The organism is Alteromonas antoniana (genome assembly GCF_019249295.1).
Lineage (GTDB): Bacteria > Pseudomonadota > Gammaproteobacteria > Enterobacterales > Alteromonadaceae > Alteromonas > Alteromonas antoniana.
In genome coordinates, this window is sequence record NZ_JAESDH010000072.1 from 1 (window position 1) to 1301 (window position 1301).

The 1301-nt window shown below is 45.7% G+C and carries 1 protein-coding gene; it reads right to left on the reverse strand.

All coding sequences use genetic code 11. The features are described from left to right. Nucleotides 1–30: 30 nt before the first annotated feature. Nucleotides 31–1224 (reverse strand): ISL3 family transposase, encoded by a 1194-nt coding sequence (locus JKP77_RS22095; RefSeq protein ID WP_218313332.1) that lies wholly within the window; start codon nt 1222–1224, stop codon nt 31–33. Between the last annotated feature and the right edge of the window lie 77 nt (nt 1225–1301).

The following is a 1301-nucleotide window of genomic DNA, read 5'->3' on the forward strand; positions in this document are numbered from 1 at the left end:
GGCTCTACCCCATAAACGGGGGATCAGCATTCATCTTACACGATTAATTACACCATCCCATCCGCAATGGGTCATTACTCTTATTCTGTAATTTTCAAAGTTTCTAAAACCATACGCTCTTCTCGATATCATTTCCATTTTGTTGTGGAATCCCTCAGTAATGCCATTGTTGCGGGTAAATCGCCACATTGCCACAATGGGCTGTAGCCATGTGGTTAAGGTCTTAGCCAGGGCATTTAACGGGCTATAATGTAACTGCTCCAGTAAGTCTAAAAAGCCGGGTAACTTCTTTTCCATACGCTGCGCGTTCATGGTTTTCATTAGTACATAGCGGATGAGCTTTTGCTTGGCTTCATACATCGCTTTGAGAACGGGGTAGTCAGCAAGATAACGGTTCAGATTGGTTAGGTTACTGTCATTCAATCGCCATTGATGCCGTCGCATTAAACTGAGCAGGCCTCGATTACGTCGCCCTTCAGGATGATGTTGCTGCCAGGCTTTTAAAAAGTGATGGTTAATCAGTCTCACGACATGAAAACGGTCAGCAACGATGGTGGCATTAGGAAAATATCGCTTAGCAATAGCACGATAAGTTTCGGATAAGTCCATGGCAATCAGTCGCACATTTTCTTTACCCGGTAGTCTGCGTAAATAATGGCGTAGACTGGGCTCTGAACGCCCTAACTTAACATCAAACACATTGTGGTTACGCAAATCCACAAACGTCGTGGCATAGCCTCTTTTACGAGTAAAAAAATGTTCATCAATACCCAGCATCTCAGGACAGGGGCGACTAATTATCTCTTTGTATTTTTGGCTGATATGGGACTGATACCAACGCTCGACCGTTGTCGGGCTGATGCAATGCGTTCTTGAGATACCCCGCTGGGTAACGCCTCCATGGTGGGCTTCAAAGACTTCTAAACGAAAACATTCTGACGCCCGGTAACGGGGGCGGATCCCAACAAAGGGATGACGAAAGTACCGACCACAGGCCCGGCAATGATATTTAGGAACTTTTAAATGTAGCGTCAGCACCTGATTGCCCTGACGAGTATGCTTTACTGTGCGGTGATGTGTCGCTTTAACGCGTAGCTGGCGACTCTCACAATGCTTACAAACAGGTCGTCGGCTTGGCTTTGCCCATACCTCTATAGAATCGTGTCGGTGAACACGTTCGATTTCTAACTCTCTTATGCCTAAAATAGTACCCGCGTGGGACATCGGCTTATCTCCATTAAATGATCTTCGCAAAATCAGTTTAATGAATGCTGATGTCCCCCGTTAATGATGAAGAGCCA

What these genes read in the sequence shown, in the direction of transcription:
- JKP77_RS22095 (WP_218313332.1), bottom strand. Translation starts at nt 1,224, where the DNA reads ATGTCCCACGCGGGTACTATTTTAGGCATAAGAGAGTTAGAAATCGAA.